General features: G+C 59.4%; 13 protein-coding genes. 9 read left to right on the forward strand and 4 right to left on the reverse strand.

Annotation, left to right across the window (positions count from 1 at the left end; translation table 11 throughout):
* Positions 1-15: 15 nt before the first annotated feature.
* The 3 genes from C8K44_RS05945 (at position 16) to C8K44_RS05955 (ending at position 3491) form a co-directional block, all read left to right on the forward strand.
* Entirely contained in the window at positions 16-1272 is a 1257-nt protein-coding gene (locus C8K44_RS05945) for a TfuA domain-containing protein (protein ID WP_281062984.1), read from the forward strand.
* A gap of 52 nt (positions 1273-1324) precedes the next feature.
* Positions 1325-2680 carry a hypothetical protein gene (locus tag C8K44_RS05950; RefSeq protein WP_199227025.1) on the forward strand — a complete coding sequence of 452 codons (1356 nt, stop codon included), beginning with the start codon at positions 1325-1327 and terminating at the stop codon, positions 2678-2680.
* A gap of 181 nt (positions 2681-2861) precedes the next feature.
* Positions 2862-3491: a hypothetical protein gene (locus C8K44_RS05955; RefSeq protein ID WP_146203910.1), complete on the forward strand. Its 630-nt coding sequence runs from the start codon at positions 2862-2864 to the stop codon at positions 3489-3491.
* Positions 3492-3534: 43 nt separating this feature from the next.
* Here C8K44_RS05955 and C8K44_RS05960 read toward each other — a convergent pair whose 3' ends face one another.
* The 3 genes from C8K44_RS05960 to C8K44_RS27260 all read right to left on the reverse strand — a co-directional run bounded on the left by C8K44_RS05960 (position 3535) and on the right by C8K44_RS27260 (position 6445).
* Entirely contained in the window at positions 3535-4011 is a 477-nt protein-coding gene (locus C8K44_RS05960) for a GNAT family N-acetyltransferase (protein WP_109574858.1), read from the reverse strand.
* Positions 4008-5855: a tetratricopeptide repeat protein gene (locus C8K44_RS05965; RefSeq protein ID WP_109574859.1), complete on the reverse strand. Its 1848-nt coding sequence runs from the start codon at positions 5853-5855 to the stop codon at positions 4008-4010. The genes C8K44_RS05960 and C8K44_RS05965 overlap by 4 nt, the downstream gene beginning before the upstream one ends.
* Positions 5856-6133: 278 nt before the next feature.
* Positions 6134-6445: a hypothetical protein gene (locus C8K44_RS27260; protein ID WP_146203911.1), complete on the reverse strand. Its 312-nt coding sequence runs from the start codon at positions 6443-6445 to the stop codon at positions 6134-6136.
* Positions 6446-7111: 666 nt separating this feature from the next.
* Here C8K44_RS27260 and C8K44_RS05975 point away from each other — a divergent pair.
* Both C8K44_RS05975 and C8K44_RS05980 read left to right on the forward strand, forming a co-directional pair.
* The gene (locus C8K44_RS05975; RefSeq protein WP_109574861.1) at positions 7112-8257 is read left to right on the forward strand and encodes an efflux RND transporter periplasmic adaptor subunit; all 1146 of its coding nucleotides are present in this window, start codon (positions 7112-7114) and stop codon (positions 8255-8257) included.
* Positions 8258-8260: 3 nt separating this feature from the next.
* On the forward strand, positions 8261-11419 hold the full coding sequence (locus tag C8K44_RS05980; RefSeq protein ID WP_109574862.1) for a multidrug efflux RND transporter permease subunit: 3159 nt from the start codon (positions 8261-8263) through the stop codon (positions 11417-11419).
* Positions 11420-11466: 47 nt separating this feature from the next.
* Here C8K44_RS05980 and C8K44_RS05985 read toward each other — a convergent pair whose 3' ends face one another.
* Positions 11467-12144, reverse strand: coding sequence for a GAP family protein (locus C8K44_RS05985; protein ID WP_109574863.1), 678 nt, complete (start codon positions 12142-12144; stop codon positions 11467-11469).
* A 266-nt stretch (positions 12145-12410) separates the two neighbouring features.
* On the opposite strand from C8K44_RS05985, the gene C8K44_RS05990 reads away from it, so the two are divergent.
* The 4 genes from C8K44_RS05990 to C8K44_RS06005 all read left to right on the forward strand — a co-directional run bounded on the left by C8K44_RS05990 (position 12411) and on the right by C8K44_RS06005 (position 17626).
* Positions 12411-13649 (forward strand): MHYT domain-containing protein, encoded by a 1239-nt coding sequence (locus C8K44_RS05990; RefSeq protein WP_109575087.1) that lies wholly within the window; start codon positions 12411-12413, stop codon positions 13647-13649.
* A gap of 186 nt (positions 13650-13835) precedes the next feature.
* Positions 13836-14699, forward strand: a complete 864-nt coding sequence (locus C8K44_RS05995) for a xanthine dehydrogenase family protein subunit M (protein ID WP_109575088.1) — start codon at positions 13836-13838, stop codon at positions 14697-14699.
* Between the two features lie 12 nt (positions 14700-14711).
* Positions 14712-15212 carry a (2Fe-2S)-binding protein gene (locus C8K44_RS06000; RefSeq protein ID WP_109575089.1) on the forward strand — a complete coding sequence of 167 codons (501 nt, stop codon included), beginning with the start codon at positions 14712-14714 and terminating at the stop codon, positions 15210-15212.
* On the forward strand, positions 15209-17626 hold the full coding sequence (locus tag C8K44_RS06005; RefSeq protein ID WP_109574864.1) for an aerobic carbon-monoxide dehydrogenase large subunit: 2418 nt from the start codon (positions 15209-15211) through the stop codon (positions 17624-17626). Before C8K44_RS06000 ends, C8K44_RS06005 begins: the two co-directional genes overlap by 4 nt.
* Positions 17627-17767 lie beyond the last annotated feature (141 nt).

Consider the following 17767-nt stretch of genomic DNA (forward strand, 5'->3'; position numbering starts at 1 on the left):
CTGCCGCCTGTTTCCATGGGCGATGTCTATCGCTGCGGACGAACCCGCCCGCGCGCGATCGGCATCGTCGACGGCTATTTCGACGGTGTGCCGTCAGTTTGGCACAAGGAGATATTGTGGGCGATCGAGCAAGGCATCGCCGTCTTCGGCGCCGCCAGCATGGGCGCGCTTCGGGCGGCGGAGTTGCGTGCGTTCGGCATGCGCGGGGTCGGCCGCATTTTCGAGGCCTTTCGTGACGGTGTGCTGGAAGATGACGATGAAGTTGCCATCCAGCATGGCCCAGCCGAGATAGGCTATCTCCCCTTGTCGGAACCCATGGTCAATATCCGCGCAACCCTCGACCAAGCAGTGCGGGAAGGCGCGATCGGGCGGCAAGTCGCGGAGCAGCTGTCAGCAATGGCAAAGGCGAGTTTTTATCCCGAACGCCGGTGGCGGCCGCTGCTGGAACGAGCATTGGCCGATGGCCTGGACAAGGAAGCTTTTAAAGTGTTCGAAGCCTGGCTGCCGCAAGGCAAGGTCGATCAGAAGCGGCTGGACGCACTGGCCATGTTCGAGGCCATGAAGGCCTTCCGGCGTGAAGAGACCGGCCCAAGGACAGCCGGGTATCGGCTGGAATGGACGACGATGTGGGCGCAAGCCTTGCGCGACATCGAGGCCACAGAAATGGATCTGGGCTATGGATCGGCGATCATCGATGAACTCAGGCATGATCCGCAACGGTTTCGGGTGGTAAGGCGCAATGCCACCGCAAGACTTCTTGCCGGGCGCGCCGGAAATCAGGGATCGGACACAGCACGCGATGTCGCCCGCGCCTCGACCCGGTTTCGCACCGAACGAAGGCTGTTCACCCAGGCCGCATTCGATGGCTGGCTCATCGACAACGACTTGGACAAGAGTGGTTTCGAACAGATGATTGAAGGTGAGGCTCGGCTGGCGGCGACTGAGGCCGATACCGATCTCCGCCACCACATGCTGGACGAGCTTCGCCTTGGCGACACGTATGGCGAACTGGCAAAAGGCGCGCGGCGAAAGCGCGACCTCCTGCAAGGCCTGGGCATGCCAGACCCTGCGCCTTCCCACACCGGCCTGACTGTCCTAGAACTACGACGGTGGTTTTTCGAGACGCGGCTCAACCGCCGGATGCCGGCTGACCTGACCGATTTCTTTGAGGACGCTGGCTATCCGGACAACGAAACATTCGATCGCGCGATAGCTCGCGAATACATATTCTGGAGCAGGGCCGGCACTGAAAACAATTCGCCGGAGGAATGACTTGGCAGGGAGAGAACCGGCGCAGTAATTTGCCGGGGAGGGATTTTCGGTCATGTTCCGTGTTCCGCATGCAGTCGATCTTCCACAAGGGACGCGCTTCCGCTTGTTTCCGCAACTTCCGACGCGCGAAGAACAAGGAGAGCCCGAAACAGTCTGGGTTTCGCCGCCAGCAGGAACCGTCTTTGCAGGACCGGCCGATGCCCGCATTTACGTCATCCAGCCCATCGGCAAGGAAAAGCCTTATGGCTATTACGAGGAAGCGGGAGGACAAGTTATCCACTACGGGCCGCCATGGATCGGACCGATCGTTCCGCGGGCCGAGCCCGACAGGGAAGGCCATTTCGATCATATCGAATTTGGCACGCCGCAGTTCCTCCAGGCGCATGCATATGGTGCCATACGGTTCACATTGGACATATGGCAGGAGTATTTCGGTCGCGGCATCGGCTGGCATTTCGATGACAGCCGAGAAAAGCTGGAGGTCGTGTTCCTGCCAGGGCTAGACAATGCCTATGCCGGCTACGGCTCGATCGAAATCGGCTCGTTTTTCACACCGGCTGGCAACTGGGTCGAATTTGGATTGAGCTTCGATGTCATCTCGCACGAGACGGGCCACCTGATCATCTATGGCGAAGTGGGCCTTCCAGACTCCGACAACATTCCCGGCGAACATTTCGGGTTCCATGAATCTTCCGCCGACATGGTGTCTTTGATCTCGCTCATGCATTTCGAAACCGCCCTGATCGGGGTGCTAGATGCGAGCCATGGTAATCTTTACAGCTACAACCGGCTCAACCGATTTGCAGAGGTGTCCGACCTCGACCAGCTGCGCCTCGCGTCCAATCCTCTGACGCTCTATGATTTCGTGGACGGATGGGTGAAAGAACATGATCTGGCCCAGCCGCTGACAGGCGCCCTGTTTGACATCTGGGTCGACGTTTTCCACGAAGATCTGCTGAGGCGGGGGCTGATCCCGGCGCAACTTGAAGACCTGTCGGATCAGCTCGAGGGTGATCCGTCTTATCACAACGTCGTCCAGCCCCTGTTCGACGAAGCCTATGGTAAGAACCCGGAAGGCTTTGCGGCATGTCTAGCCGACGCGCGGGACTATATGGGCCGCGCGTTGGCGCAATGCTGGTCAAGTTTGCAGCCGCTTCAACTGGACTATGCCGAAGTTGCGCGGGCATTCCTTGCCGCCGACGACCAACTGAATGACGGACGGTTCCATAGGATCATCACCGGCAATATGGAGCGGCGCGGGATCGGTCTGGTGCGCGCCGGACCAAGATTGCCGTCGTCGGCGAAGGACAGCCACAGTTTTTCGAAGCGCGCCCCCGAACCGGGGATGCAGCAGCACTACCGACATCTTCCTTACCGGACGCGGATCGCGCTCCAGCAACGTGTGTAGAGGGGCTGAGACGCTGTCCGAGGTAACGCTCGCCTATTGCGCGCCGGCACAAGCCGAGGTTGCCTCTATTGAGGCCTAGCGATAACGGCGTCGATCATTTGAATAACGATGAATTCATGTTAGCTTTCGCACAAAGCTGGGTGCGGACGATTTTTTTGTTTATTGGTCAAGGAGAGGTAACGTGGCAGAAACCCTTCTCAGTACCTCCACGATGCTGTTGTTTGGCAGGGTCATGGACGACATGAAGTACAGTCCAGTCGATCCTCGGACACCTGCCGGCCCTCCGGCAGCAGCCGATGCTGGCGACCCGCCGCGATTCGGCGACAATAACGACTTGATCGAACAGTTACTTGCAGACAAGGACAATGATAACAAGAGTGTCAGATTTGCAAGAATATACGGTTTTGCTTTCGAAGGCCAGTATTATGACTTTGCCAGGCCGCAGATATTTCTCGTTCATGGAAGTGGAACCAAGGCTGAGAGCCCTGTTCCCGGAGGTGCCGCCAAGATCCGGGGCAAACGTAGTGCCGACAGGGCCGGCGTAGCTTCAAGCGACGAGTCTTTCGCCGAGGACATCATGGTGTGGTCTTACGACAAGGGCGATTATCTCGTACGTCTGGATCCCTCGGCAGGGCCGCTAGAGCAGATTGTCCTCGATGCAGAGCTGGATGCTGGCGCCACCTACAGCGGTGGAAAAGCCTATAGTGGTGGCAAGGCCTACAGCGGCGGAAAAGCCTATAGTGGTGGCAAGGCCTATAGTGGTGGCAAAGCCTATAGTGGCGGCAAGGCTTACGGCGGCAACAGCGACTAGCGCGGATCGTCTCGAAGCGATGGCGCGCCCGTGGGTTCCTGGCCTACTGGTCGCTCCACCGCATATGCAGTTTGGTGTGGTCGCTGCCATTCAGCTCGAAGCCCAATCTGCGATAGAGGCTGATGGCGCGGTTGCCCCGCAACAGTGACAGCAGCAACGGCTTGCCCATGCTGCGTGCCTCGGCCATCGTCTCACGGATCAGTTTCGTGCCAATGCCTCGCCCCCGGATCTCTTCGTTGAGGTGGATCTGGTCGAGATGGACCTCGCTCGCAGTATGCGAGACCTGTATCCAACCAGCTTTCACCCCGTCGACCAGGACAATCCTGATCTCTTCGGACTTGAAATACTCCTTGAAGGCGTTCTTCACCTTCTTTTCGTCCCAGATGCCGAGCGCCTTTTGCAGTGGGTGCATGGATGAGAGGTAAAGGGCGCGGCAGAAGCCAAAATCGCCTGCAGCGGCAGGGCGCATCGTGAAGGGCGCCAGCGCATCGCGCGCCGCTCCGGGTTCTTGCAGGCTCATTTGATGCCGGCCTCTCTCAAGCCGTCGATCAGCCGTTCCCGTGGTTCCGGGTTGCGATCCGGTGGCACGTTCGTCCAGTGCGCGAGCGTGAATTCGGGATGGGTAAGCAGAAGTTGCCTGGCGTATTGCCGGGCTTCGCTCAGACGCCCGAGCAAGGCATTGCTGGCGGTCAGCATACGATAAGCCTCGGTCTTGTCATGCATCTGGTTGAGCGTACGGATCGCCTGCTCATAGTCTTGCATGTCGAAATAGGCTTCGCCCAGGTGCCAGAGATACCAGTCGGGATAATAAGGATTTAGGCGCATGGCTCGTTTGATCAAGGAAACGGCCCGCTCCGTATCGCCATAGACTGAGACGGAATGCCCCATTTCGGCCAGCACGTCTGCATCGTTGGGATTGGCGCCGAGGGCACGCTCGTAGGCGGCCAGTGAGGCTTCGTGGTCGCGTTTATAGAGGTAGGCGCTGCCCAAGGCGGCATAGCCACGCGCGTCACCCGGATCGAGGCGGATGGCAATCTCGGCTTGCCTGACCGCTTCGTCCAGCGACGGTTCAGGTGGGTCGACCCAGTTGAAGCGCCACGCATCGTTGAGCGTGCGTGATATCCCTACGTAGGATCGGGCATAATTGGGATCGACCTCGGCTGCCTGCTCGAAAAGGCGACGGGCATGCTGGTTGGTTTCGCGCAGCAGCCGCTGGTAGACGTATTTGCCGTGCAAAATGAGGCCGTAGGCCTGCAAGTCTGACGGCGCGCTGAGCGCCATGCGGTGCATTTCCGATGCGCTCACCTCGATCGACAGGCGCGATGCGACTACATTGGTGACTTCGTCCTGAAAGGCGAAAATGTCGTTCATGTCGCCGTCGTAGCGGTCCGACCAGATGGAGCGCTCCGACATCGCATCTATGAGTTGAAACTGGATGCGAACCTTGTTTGCGATCCGCTGGTAGCCGCCATCGACAAGATAGCGAACCCCAAGCCGGGCACCAATCTCGCGAGGCGACAGGTTCATTCCATGGAACACCAAGGACGATCGCTGTGCGATGACGTGAAGGTCATGGAAACGGGTCAGGTTTGAAATGATATCGCCTGTCACGCCGTGACAGATATGAGGCGGCTCCCCAGAGAGATTCTCCAGCTGCATAACCGCGATCGAGCTTACAGGCATCGAATGGAACGCAGCTTCGGACAAGCCGTTCGTTTCGCCGTATTCCGCGCCATTGCCAGAAACGAGAAACAGCCCACTTGCTTCCTTGCGGCCATTGAGCGGTGATGATTCCATCACGGCTTCCACGCGCGCGGTGTCGCTTGGGCTCTCCGCAACATCGATTTGAGGTTTTGCCTTGTTCGTCTGAAGCAGGTGTTGCCGGGCCTGCCACCAATAGTTTCTTTCGGTGGTCAGCCAGTCCTCAAACTCCGGGTCGCGAATATCGATGCCTTCCAGGAAATCGGCATCGATGGAGTCCCGCAGGAGTGCGGCACCTTCCAACTGGGAAGAGCGTCCCTCGGTAAGAGCAAGGAGATCGAGTTCAATCAGATCCAGCCGAATACGGACCGAAGTTCGGTCTGTCTCGATCACGTCGGCGTGGGGTCCCAGGCACTTTCGGATATGGGTCAGTGCCTGTCGCAGGCTCGACGAAGCCTGTTCGGCTTCGCGGTCGCTCCAGAGCTTGTCGCACAGCCAGACCCGGCTTCGCACCCCGTGCTCGGAGGTCGCAACCAAAGCCAGGAGCGCCTGCGCTTTCTGCGCTTTCGGTGTTATGTATTTTCCGTCAGGTCCGATCAGCGCGAATGCTCCAAGCAGGCACATTTGTACGCGCCGCATGGCTACATCTTCACCATTCTTCATCGGGTCCCGCTCTCAATTACGCTACGGCAGGTAACAACAGTTTCCTGTGGAACGCAATGCGATTGCGGCTGGATCTGCCCTAGCTACCTGCGCGGCTAGGGTCAGGATCGGCCGGCGGAAACCGTCAGCATGTTGTCAGCCAGCTTCCGCGTGGCGAAATGCTGGGGTGAAGTGCAGCCCGTTGGCGGTCATGTGGTTTCGAATTAGGTCGGGCGCAGTTCTTCAGCGCGCCGGATACTGTGTTCACTTTCGATCTGGTCAAGCGCATGGCGGCTTGCTCAATGAAGGCTTCGTTTGTTCTCTTCGAGAAATTGGGTCAAAAAAGTGCCGATTCTCTCGAGCAGAGCCAAAGATGGCAGTGGACGTTTAGGTGGCTGCCGGCCCTTGCCAGCGACGCCGCCAATCGGGACAATCAGGAAGGCCGCGAACCGGCGCCGCCCCTCCGTCGTGACCACAAATCTGAGGCTGGGGAAACTGGATTCCAGCGCTTCGCGGATCTCCTGTTGCTTCCAAGGGGCGTCGAATTGGCAGCCATTGGGTGGCACCACGAGAAACTTATTGCACTCGCGATTTTCGAAATCACCGCGCATCAAATCCTCCACACGTCGATCCTGCGCAGGACTGATTGCATGCCCGGCGTGATGCCATCGTATATGGAACGTGAAAAGCTGCATGCGCCGACCTGCGCCGTACAGAATGTGGCTCGGCGCTGGCTATGTCAGGGTGTGTAGGTACAACAAAGGCCTGCTTGGAAGTTTTTCCAAGCAGGCCATTTGCATCGCGCACGGCATTTTGTGCTTGGGGGGCGGGGGGCACCGACGCAATGCTCGGTTAAAGGATGTAAGGCGCCACGCCGGCACTCTGCCCACCAACCCATACCAATCCTGCCCTGCAACCCCGCAGCAAGCAACTACATCAATGGATTGATACGATCGATCTGCTTCGAGCCTGCGGCGATCAGACATGCCAAAAAACGATTGGCCTTCAATCACGACGTGAAGCAGGTTTTGCGAGCGACCAAACCGACTGCGCCGGCAAGAGGGACAAGCGAGGGATCAATTCCGATAACGCTGGCCTAGGTCATCCATGTTCGGCGTTTAAGGGCGCCCGGCCGTCACTCCAAGCAGGTTAACTTACTGCGTCAAACAACTGATAAGTATACTAAATAGATTGATCGAGCAGACGTCGAGCACGGATTGACACCTGCAACGATACAAGGGAGACTTGAACGACTCGGGGTCTGGTGAGGAGGGTCTATGAGAAGGTATTTCCGTCGATCGGTTGCCCTCACTTTGCTCCTTGCCGTGCAGGCTGCCGCAGGTCTTGAAGCGCAGAGCCAAGAAGCCAACAATCCGGCGGGCGCACCGCTACCAGTGACAGTTACAAAAGTCGTATCCAAAGACCTTCGCCCCACCATTTCCTTTACAGGACGCGTCGAGGCAATCGACAAAGTCGGCCTGCGTGCACGCGTCGATGGCTTTCTGGAAAAGAAGCTCTTCACCGAAGGACAGCAGGTCAAGGTTGGCGACCTGCTTTTCGTTCTAGAAAAGGGGCAATATGAAGCCGCGGTGAGCCAGGCGCAGGGCGCACTCGAGTCAGGGCAAGCGGCGCTGGCGCTTGCCAACATCGAGGTGGAACGCCAAAGCATTCTCGTCGCGAAGAACACCGCATCCAAGGCAGCACTGGATTTGGCAAATGCCAAGCAGCAGGAAGCGACCGGGAGCGTGGTTCAGTGTCAGGCATCGCTTGACAAGGCAAAGCTGGACCTTGGGTACACGGAGATCCGCGCCCCAATAACGGGGCGCGTCGGGCGCTCCCAATATTCCGTTGGGACTTTCGTCGGTCCCTCAAGCGATGCGCTGGCTATCATAGTTAGCCAGGACCCCATTTATGTGACGTTCTCGGTATCCCAACGCGAGCTGCTCGCTGTGCGCGAAAAGCTCGGCAATGCGGGGCAACTCGGTGCCGAGGTCGAAGAAGCGATCATCCGCGTCCAGCTTGCCGACGGCAGCACGTATGCCCATTCCGGCAAGGTCAATTTTGTCGACGTAACCGTGGACCAAGGCACTGATACCGTGCCCGTCAGGGCGACATTTCCCAACCCCGAACTGATCTTGATCGACGGCCAACTCGTCAATGTAACTGTCGAGGGCGGCACACCTGAGGCCAGGCTTGTCGTGCCCCAGTCCGCGATCCAGCTAGACCAATCCGGTGCATTCGCACTCGTTGTCAACAAGGATCACAAGATCGAAGTCCGGCGGATTCAGGCCGACCAAACAGCAGGGAGCGACCTTTCCGTGACTAGTGGTCTCAATGTCGGGGACATGGTTGTGACTGAAGGAATACAGAGAGTTCGTCCAGGCCAGGTTGTCGAGCCGGTCGAAGCCAAGTCGGGCTCCTGAACCATGCTGTCGCGGATCTTCATCGACCGGCCACGGCTTGCGGTCGTCATATCGCTCGTCATCACAATCGCCGGTCTCGTTGCCCTCAGCGTGATACCCGTCGCGCAATTTCCGGACATCGTACCGCCGCAGGTATCCGTAACTGTCAGTTACCCCGGTGCGAGTGCTGAAGTCGTCCAACAGTCGGTTGCTCAGCCCATTGAATCGCGTGTCGTGGGCGTCGACAACATGATCTACATGAAGTCGACCAGCGGCAACGACGGAAGCTACACGCTGACCGTGAGTTTTGCCGTAGGCACGGACCCCGACATCAATGCGGTCAACGTCCAAAACCGCGTCAGCCTTGCCGAGGCCCAACTGCCCCAGGAGGCACGCACTCAGGGCATCAGCGTAAAAAAGAAGTCTTCAGCGTTGATGCAACTGATCGCGCTGACGTCGCCAGATGGAAGCCGCGACCAGCTTTTCCTGTCAAACTACGCGACCATCAACATCCTTGACGGCCTGAAGCGCATCCCTGGCGTCGGCGACGTCTCGCTCCTGACACCGTCCGATTACAGCATGCGCGTATGGGTCACGCCGGAACGGCTGACAAGCTACGGCATGACGCCAGACGATATCGTCAATGCGCTGAAGAACCAGAACATTCAGGCCGCGATCGGTCGCATCGGCGCCCAACCGGCGCTGCCCGACCAGCAGTTCCAGCTCACCATTCAAACCAAGGGGCGTCTCACCACCGTAGAAGAATTCGGCAGCGTCGTTCTCCGGGCAGAGGCCAATGGCTCGTTTGTCAGGATCCGCGACGTTGCGCGCGTCGAATTGACGTCGAAGTCGGCGGAGCAAATCGGACGGCAAGACGGCACGGCCGCCGCCGTCATCGGTATCTATCAATCGCCTGGCGGCAATGCGATCGCAACGGCTGAGGCCATCGGGAATCTCCTGGAGAAGCTCAAGGTGTTGTTTCCAGAGGGGGTCGAATACAAGGTCACCTACGACACGACGAAGTTTGTCGCCGAAAGCATCCACGAAGTCGTAAAGACGTTGATCGAGGCCTTCATCCTTGTCGTCATCGTCGTTTACCTGTTTTTGGGAAGCGTGCGCGCGACGCTCATTCCGTTGATCGCCGTTCCGGTTTCGCTCATCGGAACCTTCGCGGTGATGATGGCGTTGGGTTTTTCGGCCAATACCGTTTCGCTGCTTGCGCTGGTGCTTGCGATTGGCATCGTCGTCGATGATGCGATCGTCGTCGTCGAAGCCGTCGAAGCCCACCTCGAGAAGGATCCGAGCATCACAGCAGCCGAGGCGGCCCGGCGCGCAATGCGAGAAATCACCGCTCCGATCGTGGCCATCACGCTCGTTTTGCTCTCCGTATTCGTTCCGGTGGCCTTCATCCCCGGCATATCGGGCGAGCTGTTTCGCCAGTTCGCCGTCGCAGTGTCGGTGTCCATGGTGATTTCGGCCATCAACGCGCTTACTCTGTCACCCGCACTTTGCGGCGTTCTCCTCAAGGCGCATCACGGCCCCAAGCGTGGGCCTATTCGCCATGTACTCAGGGGAATCGACCTGGCCCGCGACGGGTATGCTTCCATCGTCACGCGGCTGGTCCGCTTCGCCGCGATCGGGCTTGTCGTGCTGGCGGCGCTGTTCGTCGGCACCGGGTGGCTGTTCAAGGCAACGCCGACCGGATTCCTGCCTTCCGAGGACCAAGGTGCCATCTTCGGCGAAATCGTCCTGCCAGATGGTGCCTCTGTCAACCGGACCGATGCCGTAACCAAGCAGGTCGAAGACATGATCCGCAAAACGGCGGGCGTTGATGGCGTCATGTCGGTTGTCGGCTACAGTCTGCTCGATGGACAGGTCAAGTCCAACTCCGCATTACTTGCGATTACCCTTAGCCCCTTTGCGGATCGAACCGACCCCGCACTTTCCGCGAACGGACTTATCGCCAAGCTTACTGCTGAGCTGCAGTCGATCCGGGAAGCAAATGTGATCGTCTACAACCTGCCGCCGATCATCGGTTTGGGAACGGGCAGCGGCTTTGAATATCAGCTTCTTAGCCTATCCGGTTCAAGTTCCGCCGAAATAGCACAGGCGGCGCGTGGCCTCGTTTTCGCGGCAAACCAAAACCCTGTTCTGAACCGGGTCTACACGACCTACACGGCCAACACGCCGCAGCTTTACCTCGATATCGATCGCGAGAAGGTCCAGACTCTCGGCATCAACGTCGCGGATGTCTTCAACGTGCTTCAGTCGGTACTTGGGAGCGCTTATGCCAACGACTTCAACCTTTTCGGCCGCACTTGGCAGGTGACGGTGCAGGGCGAGGCGTCCGAGCGGTCCAAGATCGATGACATCTACCGGATCAACGTCAGGAACAACCAGGGTCAGATGGTGCCGATAAGGGCATTCGCCGAGGCACGGCTGATCCTCGGGCCGCAGCTCATCGTGCGCTACAACAACTATGCTAGCGCCACGATCAACGGCGGGCCAGCACCTGGCCGCAGTTCCGGCGAGGCGATTGCCGCGATGGAACAGGTCTCGGCCACCACGCTGCCACAGGGTTACAGCTACGAATGGACTGGGACGGCGCTTCAGGAGATTGAGGCGAGCGGCAAGACAGCGATGATATTGGGTCTTGCCGTGCTGTTTGCGTACCTGTTTCTCGTCGGGCTCTATGAAAGCTGGACCATTCCGATCGCCGTCTTGCTTTCGGTCACGGCCGGCATCGCCGGTTCGATGCTTGCCCTCAAGATCGCCGGGCTCGACAACAACCTCTATGCCCAGATCGGCTTGGTCGTTTTGATCGCGCTGGCCGCGAAGAACGGCATCCTCATCGTCGAATTTGCCATGGAGCGTCGAGCGCAAGGGCTCGGCATTTCGGAAGCTGCAGTGGAAGGTGCGCGCGAACGGTTCCGCGCCGTCATGATGACGAGCTTTGCTTTCATCGCGGGCTTGATTCCGCTTGTGATTGCCGAGGGTGCGGGCATGCTTAGCCGCCGCGGAGTCGGAACAGCCGTGTTCGGCGGCATGTTGGGGGCTGCGGCGGTCGGCATCTTCCTGATCCCGGTGCTGTATGTGAACTTCCAGTGGCTTCGAGAAAAAGCGAAGTCCCTCCGGCGACCCCCAAATGCTCCCGAAGCGGCGCCAGCGGAACTGGAAAACTGACACTGTTCAAACTGATCGTCGGCATAGGGTGGGCCGCGCCGTTTACATCATTGATCTGCTGCCAAACCCGAAATCCCTGTCCCAAGCACGCTCATTCCGATCAGTGTGAATACCACCATCAAGATGACACTGTTGTTCCTAATCATGAATTCCTTGACTGCATCCAGGCCGCCGGCCGCCTTGTCGCCGCCCAAGGCATGACCAGCAACGATCGCGGCCACAGTGGACGAACCGATGGCGACAAGAATTGCGATTTCCAACACCACCAGCTTTGCGCTGATTGGCTCATGCGCAAGTGACGACATTGCCGCCAAGACCAGGCCTATGTTCTTGGGATTTGCTCCACCCAACAAACCGCCCATGCGAAAGGCGCCGGCCGGGTTCATCTCAGAAAAAGCGTCCAGCCACGTCGGCCGCTCCGGCGCCTCGCCAACCCTGGGGCGGCTGCGCCATTTTTGATATGCGGCCCAAAACAATAACAAGGCTACGGTTATCCGCAGCCAATCAAGCAACAAGCGACCGCTCGAACCGGCTTCCGCGACACTGCTGACCAGCAGCGCCGAAGCTGCGGACAGCACCACCAGGCCCACGGCCCAGCCCAAGAGAAACAGCGGACCGGCAACGCGGCCTTTGGGCGAACCAACGACCAGTGTAGCTGCAACGATAGGGAACGGACTCAACGCAATCGCTGCTGCGATTGGGAACGCATTACCGACAGCATCCATTGGCCTGCTCCTGATGGCCGCCCCGAAATCATCAAAAGCTATGGCTGGTTTGTGCGTCCCCTACAACCTGCCGATTGACCGCCGGTCGCCAAGAGGATCGACAAGCAGCCGCTTGATGCTGGGCTTTGCCGATGGCCCTGGTTTTCAGATTCCCGGCAGACCGGCTGAGGCCTGCCCCCACATTGTCAAGGTCGCCCTTGCCCATATAGACTTCCGCGTCAGGGAGGTGGCCCGCTTGCTTGGCGCGTGGCGGTGCCGGTACCAAGATGTTCGCTGGGCACAATCCATATCTGGTCGCGCTCTCGATAGTAGTTGCCGTTTTGGGCGGCTATACCGGCTTTGGCCTGGCGGCTCGGGTGCGAAGTGCTTCCGGCGCCAGTCGCCGCCTGCTGCTGGCGGGGGCGGCCGGCTTTCTGGCCGTGGGCATCTGGACCATGCACTTCATCGGAATGATGGCTGCGCCTATCCACGCGGACGTGGACTATCTCGTCCTGCCGACGATCGTCTCCTTCCTGATCTGCGCGCTTGTTGTTGGCGTGTCACTATTTTTTATCAGTTTCGGCAAACCCTCCAACGCGCGTGTCATGGCGTCGGCCCTTCTTTTGGGCGGCGGCATCGTGTCGATGCACTATGTCGGCATCCACGGGTTGGCCGGTGCGTTCACCATGCATCACGACCATGCGATGGTCGTGCTCGCCATACTTATCTCAGTCGGAGCAGCTTACGGCGGGTTGAGAATATTCCTGGCGCGGCATGGTGGCTTGAGGCTGGCACTTAGTGCCGCAGCCTTCGGTCTGGCCGTCTCGGGGATGCATTACACGGCGATGTACGGGATGCATTTCCAGTCCATGCATGCACCCACCCATGTGGTCGACGGGCTGGCGGCATCGCCCCAGGTGCTCGCATTGGTGGTATCGTTGCTGTGCTTCATTCTTGCTGGCGGTTTTCTGTTGTTTCTTGTTCCGGAGCCGCGACGGCGCAGGCTGCCACGCGATAGCGCTACAGCGGATGAAGAGATGCTTGAGCCGGTGTCGGCCACCGATCTCCTTGTCGACGGCGCCTTCGCATCGTGGACCGATAACATTGTGCACCAGCGACAGAACTTTAGCGCCGCCCCACTCGGTGGCGTAGGCCAGCCGCGCGCGATGCTTGTGTCGCACATCCCGGTCGAAGGCGCGGACGGCACTTACTTCATCGATGTCAGTGTTGTGCGCGGTGTCCGCGCCTACGCGCACTACACCCTCGCGCACGACGGTGCCCGAGAGCACATGTCCGCCTGGTCCATTTCTGAGGCCGAGGCGCGGCTTGATCCCTCCCGGTTCATGCGCGTCCATCGCAGCCACATTATCGCGATTCAACATATCAGCGTTGTCCGGAAAGCAGGCGATGGCGCTATTGTAGAGCTTGCCGGTCCAATGCCACACAAAGTGCCGGTAAGCCGCGCCAAGACTGCCGAACTCAGGTCACGTCTCGGCCTTGGCAGGCACAAGCCGCAACCCTACTGAACGGCGGATGCGTCAGGGGAACTGACGCTGTTGGTGCGCGAAATCGGGTTGTTCGTGTGAATTCCCGTTGCTCATGACATCCCCGCAAACACCGCCTTGCCCGGGCTCGCGACCCGGAACAGGTTTTCTTCAACGTCTGCATTCATGGCCAGATCAACTTGGCCAAGACGACGAATGGAGGAGACCATGATCCCAGGCCCGTTCGGCTATCACAGGCCAGAAACTGTTGCCGATGCCGTCAAGCTCCTCGCTTCTCTCGGCGACGAGGCGCGGCCGCTGGCTGGTGGCCACAGCCTGATACCGATGATGAAACTGCGCCTTGCCACGCCGGGCCATCTGGTCGATCTGCACCGTATTCCCAATCTAAAAGGCATCCGGAACGACGGTGGCAAGGTCACCATTGGCGCTATGACCACGCAGCACGAACTGCTGGCCTCGGACGTGGTCGCAAAGGCTCTGCCCATCCTGATGGAGGCAGCGCTGTTGATTGCCGACCCGCAGGTTCGCTATCGTGGCACGATCGGCGGCAACGTCGCCAACGGTGATCCGGGCAACGACATGCCCGCAATGATGATGACCCTAGGCGCGAGCTATGTGCTGGAAGGTTCTGCTGGCGCCCGCACGGTCGCTGCCACCGACTTCTACCAGGGCGCCTACTTCACCGCGCTCGATCCCGGCGAGATACTGACCGAGATCTCGATCCCCACGCCTGCCACCGGTCACGGCTATGCATATGAGAAGCTGAAGCGGAAGGTTGGCGACTATGCCACTGCTGCCGCGGCCGTGGTCCTGACCATGACGGGCGGCAAGGTCGCAACGTGCTCGATCGGGCTCACCAACCTGTCCGAAACCCCGCTGCTCGCAACTGACGCGGCCAAAGCCGTCATTGGAACCAGCCTCGACGACGGCTCTCTCAAAGCGGCAGCAGCGGCCGCGGAGCAGATCATGTCGCCGGCCGCAGACGCGCGCGGACCGGTCGAATACCGGAAACATGTCGGCGGGATCATGGTGATGCGCGCACTGAAGCGCGCTGCACAGCGCGCGGTTTGAGGAGGCATGAAGATGGCGAAGACCCATGTGACGATGAAGGTCAACGGCAACGAGGTCGAGGGTCTCGTGGAGCCGCGCCTGCTGCTGGTGCATTTTATCCGCGACAACCTGCAACTCACCGGCACCCACATAGGTTGCGAGACGACGCATTGCGGCGCCTGCACCATCGATATCGATGGTATGTCGGTGAAGAGTTGCACCATGTTCGCTGTTCAGGCTGACGGGGCCGATATCCTTACCATAGAAGGTGTTGCCAACGCCGACGGCACGCTGTCGGCCGTTCAGGAGGGGTTCCGCGCAATGCACGGGCTGCAATGCGGCTTCTGCACGCCCGGCATGATCGTGCGTGCGCACCGGCTTCTCCAGGAAAATCCGAGCCCAAGCGAAGAAGACATCCGCATGGGCATTTCCGGCAACCTTTGCCGATGCACCGGCTATCAGAACATCGTCAAAGCCATCCAGTACGCAGCCGCCAAGATCAATGGCACCGAATTCAAGGAGGCTGCGGAATGAACGACATGGCTCCCACGCGCGAACAGCGCGAAGCGAAACTGGAAGGCATGGGTTGCAAGAGAAAACGCGTCGAGGACGCGCGTTTCACCCAAGGCAAGGGCAATTATGTCGACGACCTGAAGCTGCCCGGAATGCTGCACGGCGATTTCGTCCGCTCGCCCTATGCTCACGCGCGGGTCAAGTCGATCAACACGGAGGCGGCGCTGAAGGTGCCAGGCGTGCTGGCGGTGATAACGGCCGAAACATTGAAGACCGTCAATCTCGCCTGGATGCCGACGCTGGCTGGTGATGTGCAGATGGTGCTGGCCGACGGCAAGGTTCTCTTCCAGAATCAGGAAGTGGCTTTCGTTGTGGCGACGGACCGTTACGCGGCCGACGACGGCATCAACGCCGTCGACGTGGAGTATGAGGCACTGCCGGTCGTCATCGATCCGTTCCACGCCATGGACGCGGACGCACCAGTGCTGCGTGAAGATATTGCCGGCAAGATGACTGGCGCGCACGGTCCACGTAAGCATGCCAACCACATCTTTGAATGGAGTGTCGGCGACAAGGACCTGACTGACGTGGCGTTCCGCAAGGCGGACGTGTCGATCAAGGAAATGCTCTCCTACCAGCGCGTCCATCCATGCCCGCTAGAAACATGCCAGTGCGTCGCTTCCTTTGACAAGGTCAGTGGCGATCTGACCATCTGGGGCACTTTCCAGGCACCACATGTCATCCGAACGGTCGTGGCGCTTATCGCCAGCCTACCCGAGCAGAAGATCCACGTCATATCGCCAGATGTCGGCGGCGGCTTTGGCAACAAGGTCGGAGCCTACCCCGGCTACATCTGCGCCGCCGTTGCATCCATCGTCACCGGAAAACCGGTGAAATGGGTCGAGGACCGGATCGAGAACCTGACGTCGACTTCGTTTGCTCGCGACTATCACATGACAACCGAGATCGCCGCGACCAAGGAAGGCAAGGTCACAGGTCTGCGCGTCCATGTGCTTGCGGACCATGGCGCCTTCGACGCCTGCGCTGACCCCTCGAAATGGCCGGCGGGCTTCTTCAATATCGTCACCGGCTCCTACGATTTTCCTACAGCGCATGTGTGCGTCGACGGCATCTATTCCAACAAGGCCCCAGGCGGCGTTGCCTATCGCTGTTCGTTCCGGGTCACTGAGGCGTCTTACTGCATCGAGCGCGGCATGGACATCCTGGCCCAAAAGCTTGGCATGGACCCCGCCGAATTGCGGCTCAAAAATTTCATCAGGCCGGAGCAGTTTCCCTACCAGTCGGCGCTCGGCTGGGAATACGATTCAGGCGACTACGCCACCGCCATGAAGAAGATGATGGAGAGCGTCCAATATGCAGAACTGCGTAAGGAACAGGCGATAAAGCGCGAGGCCTTCAAACTTGGCGAAACGCGCGAGGTCATGGGCATCGGTGTTTCCTTCTTCACCGAGATCGTTGGCGCCGGCCCGTCGAAGAATTGCGACATCCTCGGCATCGCCATGTTCGACAGTTGCGAGATCAGGTTGCACCCGACCGGCGCGGGCATTGCGCGCGTCGGCACCAAAAGCACCGGCCAGGGCCACGAGACGACCTGGGCGCAGATCATAGCAACCGAGATCGGTATTCCGGCCGACAGGATCATGGTTGAGGAGGGCAATACCGATACCGCACCTTATGGTCTTGGTACCTATGGCTCGCGCTCGACGCCGGTTGCAGGTGCTGCGATCGCCACGGCCGCACGAAAGATCAAGGCCAAGGCGCAGATGATCGCCGCCTACAGGCTCGAGGTTCACGAGGACGACCTGGAATGGGACATAGACGGCTTCCGCGTGAAAGGCCTGCCTGAAAAGACTATGTCGATGAAGGACATCTGCTGGGCGGCATATAATTCTGTGCCCCCGGGTATGGAGCCGGGGCTGGAGGCGGTCAGCTACTATGATCCGCCCAACATGACCTATCCGTTCGGCGCCTACATCTGCGTGATGGATATCGACGTCGATACCGGGGTCTACAAGGTGCGTCGCTTCTATGCGCTCGACGATTGCGGCACGCGCATCAACCCGATGATCATCGAGGGGCAGGTGCATGGCGGCCTGACTGAAGCCTTCGCAATCGCGATGGGTCAGGAAATCCGCTACGACGAGACAGGCAATGTCGTGACTGGGTCGTTCATGGATTTCTTCATGCCGACCGCGGTCGAGACGCCGCACTGGGAAACTGACTTCACTGTGACACCCTCGCCGCATCATCCCATCGGCGCGAAGGGCGTCGGCGAAAGCCCCAATGTCGGAGGCGTGCCGGCTTTCTCCAACGCCGTCAACGATGCCTTCGCCTTCCTCGGATCGACGCATATCCAGATGCCGCATGACTACTGGCGGAACTGGCAAGCGGCAAAAACGCTGGGGGTCGTGTAGCGGCTATCTTCATGTCTCGACACGACAATCCGTCTCCCGACAGAAACCGCCTCCGGGTGAACGGTGGCAGTAACGATGCTGGCGCCAACGCCAGTGATCTCCTTGTCTTCTTTGCCGGTCGAAACTGGACTGAAAAAGTGG

Source organism: Aminobacter sp. AP02 (genome assembly GCF_003148805.1).
GTDB lineage: Bacteria > Pseudomonadota > Alphaproteobacteria > Rhizobiales > Rhizobiaceae > Aminobacter.

Excerpts from the sequence above, each read along its gene's own strand:
- C8K44_RS05995 (WP_109575088.1), top strand. The coding sequence starts at position 13,836 with ATGATCCCAGGCCCGTTCGGCTATCACAGGCCAGAAACTGTTGCCGAT.
- C8K44_RS06005 (WP_109574864.1), top strand. The coding sequence starts at position 15,209 with ATGAACGACATGGCTCCCACGCGCGAACAGCGCGAAGCGAAACTGGAA.
- C8K44_RS05990 (WP_109575087.1), top strand. The coding sequence starts at position 12,411 with ATGTTCGCTGGGCACAATCCATATCTGGTCGCGCTCTCGATAGTAGTT.
- C8K44_RS05965 (WP_109574859.1), bottom strand. The coding sequence starts at position 5,855 with ATGAAGAATGGTGAAGATGTAGCCATGCGGCGCGTACAAATGTGCCTG.
- C8K44_RS05945 (WP_281062984.1), top strand. The coding sequence starts at position 16 with ATGGGCGATGTCTATCGCTGCGGACGAACCCGCCCGCGCGCGATCGGC.
- C8K44_RS06000 (WP_109575089.1), top strand. The coding sequence starts at position 14,712 with ATGGCGAAGACCCATGTGACGATGAAGGTCAACGGCAACGAGGTCGAG.
- C8K44_RS05980 (WP_109574862.1), top strand. The coding sequence starts at position 8,261 with ATGCTGTCGCGGATCTTCATCGACCGGCCACGGCTTGCGGTCGTCATA.
- C8K44_RS05975 (WP_109574861.1), top strand. The coding sequence starts at position 7,112 with ATGAGAAGGTATTTCCGTCGATCGGTTGCCCTCACTTTGCTCCTTGCC.
- C8K44_RS05950 (WP_199227025.1), top strand. The coding sequence starts at position 1,325 with ATGTTCCGTGTTCCGCATGCAGTCGATCTTCCACAAGGGACGCGCTTC.
- C8K44_RS27260 (WP_146203911.1), bottom strand. The coding sequence starts at position 6,445 with ATGCGCGGTGATTTCGAAAATCGCGAGTGCAATAAGTTTCTCGTGGTG.
- C8K44_RS05960 (WP_109574858.1), bottom strand. The coding sequence starts at position 4,011 with ATGAGCCTGCAAGAACCCGGAGCGGCGCGCGATGCGCTGGCGCCCTTC.
- C8K44_RS05985 (WP_109574863.1), bottom strand. The coding sequence starts at position 12,144 with ATGGATGCTGTCGGTAATGCGTTCCCAATCGCAGCAGCGATTGCGTTG.